At 69.7% G+C, this 8117-nt stretch carries 8 protein-coding genes and 1 pseudogene; 6 read left to right on the plus strand and 3 right to left on the minus strand.

Annotation, left to right across the window (positions count from 1 at the left end):
• From BKE38_RS31915 to BKE38_RS08675, 6 genes and pseudogenes are all read left to right on the plus strand, one after another.
• A pseudogene (locus BKE38_RS31915) lies at positions 1-501 on the plus strand (PLP-dependent aminotransferase family protein); the annotation flags it as partial.
• Positions 502-592: 91 nt separating this feature from the next.
• A complete protein-coding gene (locus BKE38_RS08655) occupies positions 593-991 on the plus strand; it encodes a DUF983 domain-containing protein (RefSeq protein WP_076956922.1) in 399 nt (132 codons plus the stop codon).
• Between the two features lie 107 nt (positions 992-1098).
• Positions 1099-1863, plus strand: a complete 765-nt coding sequence (locus BKE38_RS08660) for an ABC transporter substrate-binding protein (RefSeq protein WP_242662291.1) — start codon at positions 1099-1101, stop codon at positions 1861-1863.
• Positions 1833-2519, plus strand: coding sequence for an amino acid ABC transporter permease (locus BKE38_RS08665; RefSeq protein WP_242662292.1), 687 nt, complete (start codon positions 1833-1835; stop codon positions 2517-2519). Before BKE38_RS08660 ends, BKE38_RS08665 begins: the two co-directional genes overlap by 31 nt.
• The gene (locus BKE38_RS08670; protein WP_076956925.1) at positions 2516-3259 is read left to right on the plus strand and encodes an amino acid ABC transporter ATP-binding protein; all 744 of its coding nucleotides are present in this window, start codon (positions 2516-2518) and stop codon (positions 3257-3259) included. The genes BKE38_RS08665 and BKE38_RS08670 overlap by 4 nt, the downstream gene beginning before the upstream one ends.
• 80 nt (positions 3260-3339) lie before the next feature.
• Entirely contained in the window at positions 3340-4536 is a 1197-nt protein-coding gene (locus BKE38_RS08675) for an NAD(P)/FAD-dependent oxidoreductase (protein ID WP_242662293.1), read from the plus strand.
• A gap of 3 nt (positions 4537-4539) precedes the next feature.
• Here the strand turns inward: BKE38_RS08675 and BKE38_RS08680 are convergent, their stop codons facing one another.
• From BKE38_RS08680 to BKE38_RS31920, 3 genes are all read right to left on the minus strand, one after another.
• Positions 4540-4893 (minus strand): Hpt domain-containing protein, encoded by a 354-nt coding sequence (locus BKE38_RS08680; protein ID WP_076956927.1) that lies wholly within the window; start codon positions 4891-4893, stop codon positions 4540-4542.
• On the minus strand, positions 4886-5920 hold the full coding sequence (locus BKE38_RS08685) for a response regulator (RefSeq protein WP_165694148.1): 1035 nt from the start codon (positions 5918-5920) through the stop codon (positions 4886-4888). The genes BKE38_RS08680 and BKE38_RS08685 overlap by 8 nt, the downstream gene beginning before the upstream one ends.
• Before the next feature lie 118 nt (positions 5921-6038).
• Positions 6039-8117: hypothetical protein (locus BKE38_RS31920; RefSeq protein WP_420014310.1), on the minus strand; the 2079-nt coding region annotated here is incomplete at its 5' end.

An 8117-nucleotide genomic window follows, 5' to 3' on the forward strand; every position in this document is an offset into this window, starting at 1 on the left:
GTCGCCGGCCTGGCCAAGTGCCTGTCGCCGGCGCTGCGCATCGCCTATCTGCTGCTGCCCGACGCGGCGCTGACGGCGCGGGCGGCGCAGGCGCTGCGGGCCACCGCCGGCCTGGCCTCGCCGCTGACCGCCGGCATCGCCACCCGCTGGATCGAGGAAGGCACTGCCTGCGCCATCCGCGACGCGCTGCGCGCCGAGGCCGCCGCCCGCCAGGCCATCCTGGCAGAGGCCCTGTCCGGCCAGGCGGTCATCGCCGACCCGGAGGGCTTCCACGCCTGGCTGCCCCTGCCCGCCCCCTGGTCGCGCCAGGCCTTCCTGGCCGAGCTCCGCGCCGCGGGAATCGGCGCCGTGGCCAGCGACGCCTTCGCGCTGGGAGTGCCGCCGGAGGCGCTGCGCCTCGGCCTCGGCGCCGCCGAAGGGCGCGGCGCGCTGCGCCAGGGCCTGGCGGTGGTGGCGCAGCTGCTGCGCCGCGGGCCGGACAGGCCGCGCCTGGTGGTCTGATTTGGCTTGACGCAATCTCCATACATACCACATACAATGCAGCATTGACGGCAGGCCCCTCTGCCGCCCCTTCCAGGGATTTTCTTCAGCCATGGGCACCCCCGCCAAGGCGTGGCCGCCGCTCTCCCCCTTCCAGACCGGCACGCGCGGCCGCTGCCCGCGCTGCGGCCAGGGCCACATCTTCAACGGCTTCCTGGCGCTCCGCCGCGAATGCGAGGTCTGCGGCCTGGACTATTCCTATGCCGACCCGGCCGACGGCCCGGCCTTCTTCGTCATCTGCTTCGCCTGCGTGCCCAGCGTGGTGCTGGCGCTGTGGATCGAGGCGCGCTTCGCCGCCCCCTTCTGGGTCCACCTTGTCACCAGCCTGCCCTTCATGCTGCTGACCTGCATCCCGCCGCTGCGGCCGCTGAAGGGCTGGCTGGTGGCCAGCCAGTATTTCTACAAGGCGGGCGAGAGCCGGCTGAAAAGCGGGGTTTCAAGCCCGTCATAATCCCTCGGGCATTTCTGTCAGTTCAGTGAAAATCTGGCTTGGCAGCCGGGGCTTCGCCATGGCCTGATGCCGGCAACGGGGTTTCCGCAGCCGGGAGAAGATCGATGATGCAGCGTCGGATTTTGCTGGCGGCCGGCCTGGCCGCGCTCGGGGCGGCGGCGGCGCCGGCTGCCATGGCGCAGGCGACGGTGCTGAAGGTCGGCTCGACGCCGACCGGCATTCCCTTCACCTTCCTCGACACCAAGACCAACAGCATCACCGGCTTCATGGTCGACCTGATCACCGCCATCGGCAAGGATCAGGGCTTCGGCGTCGATGTCCAGGGCACGCCTTTCGCGGCGCTGATCCCGTCGCTGACCACCAGCCGCATCGACATCATCGCCGCCGCCATGACGGCGACGCCGGCGCGGCGCGAGCAGATCGACTTCTCCGAGCCGGTCTACGCCTATGGCGAGGGCGCGGTGGTGAAGGACGACGACAGCGTCACCTTCACCAGCATGGAGCAGATGAAGGGGCTGACCGCCGGCGCCCAGCTGGGCACCACCTATGCCGATGCCGCCAAGCGGGCGGGGATGGACGTCCGCACCTATGACAGCGTCGCCGACATCATCCGCGACGTCTCGCTCGGCCGCATCAAGGTGGGCTTCGGCGACGGGCCGATCGTCGGCTACCAGATCGCCCAGGGCGCCTTCCGCGGCGTCAAGCTGCTGCCGGGCTACAAGCCCAGCGTCGTCGGCACCGTGAATCTCGGCACCCGCAAGGGCGATCCGGTGATGGCGAAGCTGAATGCGGGCCTGGCCAAGATGCTGGGCGACGGCAGCGTCGCGGCGCTGATCGCCAAGTGGAACCTGCCGCCCTCCGTGCAGGGATGACCTTCGCCGGCTTCCTGCAATCGGCCGGCGACTTCCTGCCGATCCTGCTGCAGGGCGTCTGGGTGACCGTGGCGGTCACCCTCTGCGCCCTGGTCATCGCCACGCTGCTCGGCCTGGTCTGGGCCTTGATGCGCACCTCCGGCATCGCCTGGCTGGAATGGCCGGCGAAGACGCTGGTGAACATCCTGCGCGGCATCCCGATCATCGTGCAGCTGTTCTACATCTATTTCGTGCTGCCCGAGATGGGCATCGACCTGACCGCCTTCCAGGCCGGCGTGATCGGCCTGGGCGTCGCCTATTCCGCCTATATGGGCGAGGTTTTCCGGTCGGGCATGCTGGCGGTCGATCCCGGCGCCATCGAGGCGGCGGAAAGCCTGGGCCTGCCGCGGTGGCGCATCCTGACCCGCGTGGTGCTGCCGCAGGCGGTGCGCATCGTGCTGCCGCCCTATGGCAACATGCTGATCATGATGCTGAAGGACAGCAGCCAGGCGAGCGTCATCACGGTTGCCGAGATTTCCACGCAGTCGCGGCTGATCGCGTCGTCCACCTTCAAGAATCAGGAAGTCTTCACCCTGGCGGCCTTGCTCTACCTCGCCCTGAGCGTCCCGCTGATCATCCTGGTCGGGCGGTTGGAAAAAAAATTCGGGCGCGCATGATCGAGATCGACGGACTGCAGAAGAGCTTCGGCAGCAACCGGGTGCTCGACGGGATTTCCCTGCGGGTGCCGGAAGGCAAGGTGGTCTGCGTCATCGGCCCCTCGGGCTCCGGCAAGTCGACGCTGCTGCGCTGCGTCAACGGGCTGGAGAGCTACGAGGGCGGCGATGTCCGCGTCGACGGCTTGCGCGTCGACCGGACGCAGAAAGAGATCCGCGCCGTGCGGCAGCGGGTCTGCATGGTGTTCCAGCGCTTCAACCTCTTCGGCCATCGCACGGCGCTGGAGAATGTCACCGAGGGCCCGATCTATGCCCTCGGCGTCGCCCGCGAGGCCGCCGAGCGCGAGGGCATGGCGCTGCTGGCCCAGGTCGGGCTGGCGGGCAAGGAGAAAAGCTATCCGGCGCAGCTCTCCGGCGGGCAGCAGCAGCGCGTCGCCATCGCCCGGGCGCTGGCGATGAAGCCGCGCGCCGTGCTGTTCGACGAGCCGACCAGCGCGCTGGACCCCGAGCTGGTCGGCGAGGTGTTGCGCGTCATGCGCGACCTGGCGCGCGGTGGCATGACCATGATGGTGGTGACCCACGAGATCGGCTTCGCCCGCGAGGTGGCCGACCATGTCGTCTTCATGGATCGCGGCAAGGTCGTGGAAGAGGGCCCGCCGGCCGAGGTGCTGGTCGCCCCCCGCGCCCCCCGCACCCAGGATTTCCTTCGCCGCGTGCTGCGCCCGTTGGAGGACAAGGAATGATTCCTTCACTTCCCCCCAGCCTTTATGCCGAGACCGCCGAGCCAGGCCTTGTCTTTCCGCCGTTGCAGGAAGAGTTGCACGTGCCGGTAGCCATCATCGGCGGCGGGTTCACCGGCCTGTCCACCGCGCTGCACCTGGCGGAGCAAGGCGTCTCCGCCGCGCTGATCGAGGCGGCCGAGCCCGGCTGGGGCGCCTCGGGGCGCAATGGCGGTCAGGTCAATCCCGGGCTGAAGCCCGATCCCGACCAGGTGGTCGCCGACCATGGCGAAGACCTGGGCGAGCGCATGCTGGCGCTGTCCTATGGCGCGCCCGACGCGCTGTTCGACCTGGTGCGCCGCCATCAGCTGCGCTGCGAGGCGCGGCAGCAGGGCACGCTGCGCGCCGCCATCCGGCCGCAGAACGCCGCCGCCGCGGCCTCCACCGCCGAGCAATGCGCCCGCCGCGGCATGCCGGTGGTCTATCGCGACGCGGCCGAGGTCGCCGGCATGACCGGCACCACCCGCTATGCCGGCGCCCTCTACGACCCGCGCGGCGGCGACGTTAATCCTCTCTCCTATGCCCGCGGCCTGGCCAAGGCGGCCTCGCAGCTGGGCGCGCGGATCTTCGGCGGCACGCCGGCGGTGTCGCTGGCGCGCGAAGGGTCGCTGTGGCGGGTGACGACGCCGCAAGGCGCGCTGCTGGCGGAGCAGGTGGTGCTGGGCACCAACGGCTATACCGGGGAGCTCTGGCCCGGGCTGCGGCAGAGCGTCGCCCCTGTCTACAGCTCGATCGTCGCCAGCGAGCCTTTGCCGGAAGAGGTGGCCAAGGCCATCCTGCCGCTGCGCAGCGCCGTCTATGAGAGCGGCCATATCACCGTCTACTACCGCGTCGACCAGGGCAACCGGCTGCTGATGGGCGGCCGCGGCCCGCAGCGCCCGATCGGCAATCCCGACCCGGTGCAATATCTGGTGCGCTATGCCGAGACGCTGTGGCCGGCGCTGCAGGGCCGCCGCTGGACGCATGGCTGGAACGGCCAGGTGGCGATGACGGCCGACCACTATCCGCATCTGCACGAGCCGGCGCCCGGCCTGCTGATCGGGCTAGGCTATAACGGCCGCGGCGTCGCCATGGCCACCGCCATGGGCCGCCAATTGTCGCGCCGCCTGATGGGCACCCCCCAGGCCGCCATCGACATGCCCTTCAGCCCGGTCCGCCCGATGCCCTTCCACCGCTTCTGGAAGCTCGGCGTGGCGGCCACCGTCTGGCAGGGGCGGATCCGCGACCGGCTGGGTCTCTAGCCGTCACGGGTGCTGCTGCAGCCCGAGCTCCGCTGCCGCCGCTTCATGCAGGCTGCGCGCGGCGGCGGCCAGTGCGGCATCGGGCGCCGGGCCGGCATTCTCCACCATGCTGTCCAGCAGCTTCTCGAATTCCAGCGCCGCCAGCCCGACCCGGCGCAGCCCGACCACGCTGGCGGTGCCGGCGACGTTGTGCGCCAGCCGCAGTGCCAGCTTCAGGTCGCGCCCGTCGCCGCTGCGGCGGCTCTGCTCCAGCGCGGCGTCCAGCTCGCTGAGCTTCTCCCCGAGCCGCGCCGCATAGAGGCTGCGGATCTGCTCGAGCTTCTGGCGAACGGCCTCGCGGGCGGCGTCATCAGCCATCGGCCTGTCCTTCCATGACGAGTTGCTTGATATCGGCCAGGCCCATGCCGGCGCTGACCAGCCCGGTCTGCAGCAGCGCGTCGCTGGCGCCGCGGGCGATGCAATGCTCGGGGTCCTGCGCCACCAGCGTGTGGCCCAGGCTGCGCAGCTTGCCGGCCGCCGTGGTGTCGGCATGCAGGGCGCTGAGCGCCAGGACCAGCAGCTTGCGCTCGCCCAGGCCCGGCGAGGCCAGCAGCGAGGCCAGCGGCGTTACCGACAGGCTGGGCTGGGCCGAGACCTGCAGCACCGGCGCCCCGGCGCCGAAATCCAGCCGCGCCAGCTGGCCCGGCGGCAGCACGGCGACGCGGTCATGGCCCAGCGCCGTGCCGTCCTCGGCGGCGAAAATCGGCAGGGCGATGCGGGTCTCGAGGAAGCGCAGGAAGGGGCCGAACATCGGCGGCGGCAGGTCGGGGGCGACCAGCATCGGCATGCGCAGCCGCTGAATGCCCTGCAGCAGGGTGGAGAGCGCCTGCGGCCCGCCCTCCCCGGCCATGGCGAAGGCCAGGTCGTGATGCTGCTGTCCCAGCGCCGCGACGCCGGCGCCGGCGGGCTCGGCCTGCAGCCGGGACTGCTTGCCCCAGTGCTGGATCTTCTCGACCAGGGTCTCGGCGATGGTGCTGAGATCGACGTCCAGCGCCGAGGCCGATTTGCAGACGAAGTCGCTGGCCCCGGCATTCAGGGCGCGGAAGGTGAGCTCGCTGCCGCGTTCGGAGAGCGAGCTCAGGATGATGATCGGCACGCGGCGCTGCTCGGTGATCAGCTTGGTCGCGGTGATGCCGTCCATCTTCGGCATGTCGAGGTCCATGGTGATGACGTCGGGCGCGAGCTCGCCGGCCATGGCGACGCCCTCGTCGCCGTTCTCGGCCTCCCCCACCACCTCGATATCGTCGCGCAGCTCGCACATGGCGGAGATCGCCATGCGCATGAACATGGAATCATCCACGATCAGCAGGCGCGTCTTGCCGGAAGTTGCCATGCCTTGGCTCATGGGATCCCTCTCGGTCCTGTCCTGACCGGCTTCGGCCGGCGCTGCCTCCCGCCAGACTAGGCGGGAAAGCCTGATGCAAGCTGAACGCGGCCCGGCGGCTGCCGGGCCGCGCATCCTTTCAGGGGATCAGCGTGTAGGCGTTGATGTGCAGCGTGTCGGTCACCGTGGCGGTGGTGTGCGTCACAGTGTCCGTGGTGGTGGCGGTGATGGTCAGGTCGAAATCGGTGCTCGTCGTCGGCTTGACGGTGGCCGCGGCGAATTGCGACTGGGTCAGCACATAGCTGCCGTCGCCCTGCAGCGCGCCGGTGGAGAGCGTCGCGCCCGGGGCGAAGCCGCTGACCTTGATCGACACCGTCTCGGTCGGCTGCAGCCCGCTGACCGAGCTGGCCAGCGAGGTGTTCTGCCCGACCTTGGCATTGACGTTGTTGAGCAGCGGCAGGTTCAGTGTCGCCGGATCGGCGGTGTTCAGGATGGTCAGCGCCAGCGTGCTGGTGCTGGTCGCCGTGGTCAGGGTGGAGCTGTCCAGCACCGTCGCCGAGACGCCGATATTGGCGGTGCCCGGGGCGGTGCCGTCGATCTGCAGCCCGCTGAGATCGGCGAGGTTCAGCGTCCAGCTGTTGGTCAGCAGGTCCTTCACGCCATGGTTCAGGGTGGCGCCGCTCGGCAGGTTGGTCAGCCGGATCGCACTGTAGGATTCGGTCGGCGCCAGGTTGGAGAGACCGATCGACAGATTGCTCCAGGCATCCTCCAGCACCGTCAGCGCATTGCCGGCCGGCAGGGTGATGGTCGGCGCATCGGCAACATTCTGCACGGTGATCGGCAGGGCCGCGACGGCGCTGACCGTGGTGTGGGTGATCGGCTCGGTGACGCTGATGGTGATCTTCAGCGGCACGGTGCCTGGATCCGGCGCGGTGATCGACAGGTTCAGCAGATTGTTCAGCAGGTTGCTCGGATCGAGCGTGTAGCTCCCATCGGCCTGCAGCGCGCCGACCGACAGCGTCGCCCCCGCCGGCAGGCCGCTGATGTTGACCGAGGCCAGACTGCCGACATTGAGGCCGCTGAGCCCGAGTGGCAGCGAGATCGGCGCATCCTCCCGCCCGACGATTGGGATCGAAGGCAGGTTGATGCTCGGCAGGGTCGGCGTGGCGATGACGTTCAGCGCCACGTCGGCCGAGGTGCTGGCGGAGGTATGGCTGAGGCTGTCGGTCACCGTCGCCGTGACATGCAGGTTGGTGTTGCCGGGATCCGGCGCGGTCAGCGTCAGCCCGACCAGCTGCGACTGGGTCAGGGTGTAGCTGCCGTCCGGGTTGTGCGTCCCGGCCGAAAGGGTAGCGCCGCTCGGCAGGCCGCTGACATTGACGCTGAGCGTCTCGGTGCTGCCCAGAGCACCGATGCTGATCGGCAGGGCGATCGGCCCGTCCTCCAGTCCGACCACCGGCAGGCCCGGCAAGGCCAGGCTGGGCGCATCGGCCAGGTTCAGCACGGTCAGCCCAATAGTGGCGCTGGTGGTCGCCGTGGTGTTGCTGCCGCTGTCGCTCACCGTCGCGGTGACATGCAGCGTCGTGTTGCCAGGATCCGGAGTGGTGATGGTCAGGCCCACCAGCTGCCCCTGGGTCAGGGTGTAGCTGCCGTCCGCATTGTGCGTCCCGGCCGAGAGCGTCGCGCCCACCGGCAGCCCGCTGATATTGACGCTGACGGTCTCAGAGGTGCCGAGCGTGCCGATGGCGATGGGCAGGGCCAGCGGCAGGTCTTCCAGCCCGGTGATCGGCAAAGCCGGCAGGGTCAGGTTGGGCGCATCCGCCAGGTTGAGCACCGTCAGACCCAGATTGGCGCTGGTGCTGGCGGTGGTGCCGCTGCTGCTGTCGGTGACGGTGGCCGTCACATGCAGCGTCGTATTGCCCGGATCCGGCGCATTCAGCGTCAAGCCGACGAGCTGGCCCTGGGTCAGGGTATAGCTGCCGTCGGCACTGTGCGTCCCGGCCGAGAGCGTCGCCCCGGTCGGCAGGCCGCTGATGGTGACGCTGACCGATTCCGTCGGGCTGAGCGTGCCGATGGCAACCGGCAGGGCGATGGAAGTGTCCTCCAGCCCGGCCAGCGGCAGCGTTGGCAACGTCAGCGCCGGGGCGTCGGCCACGTTCAGCACGTTCAGCGCAACATTGGCACTGGTCGTGGCCGTGGTGTTGCTCGAACTATCAGT

The organism is Teichococcus deserti (assembly GCF_001982615.1).
In the GTDB taxonomy this organism is placed as follows: domain Bacteria; phylum Pseudomonadota; class Alphaproteobacteria; order Acetobacterales; family Acetobacteraceae; genus Pseudoroseomonas; species Pseudoroseomonas deserti.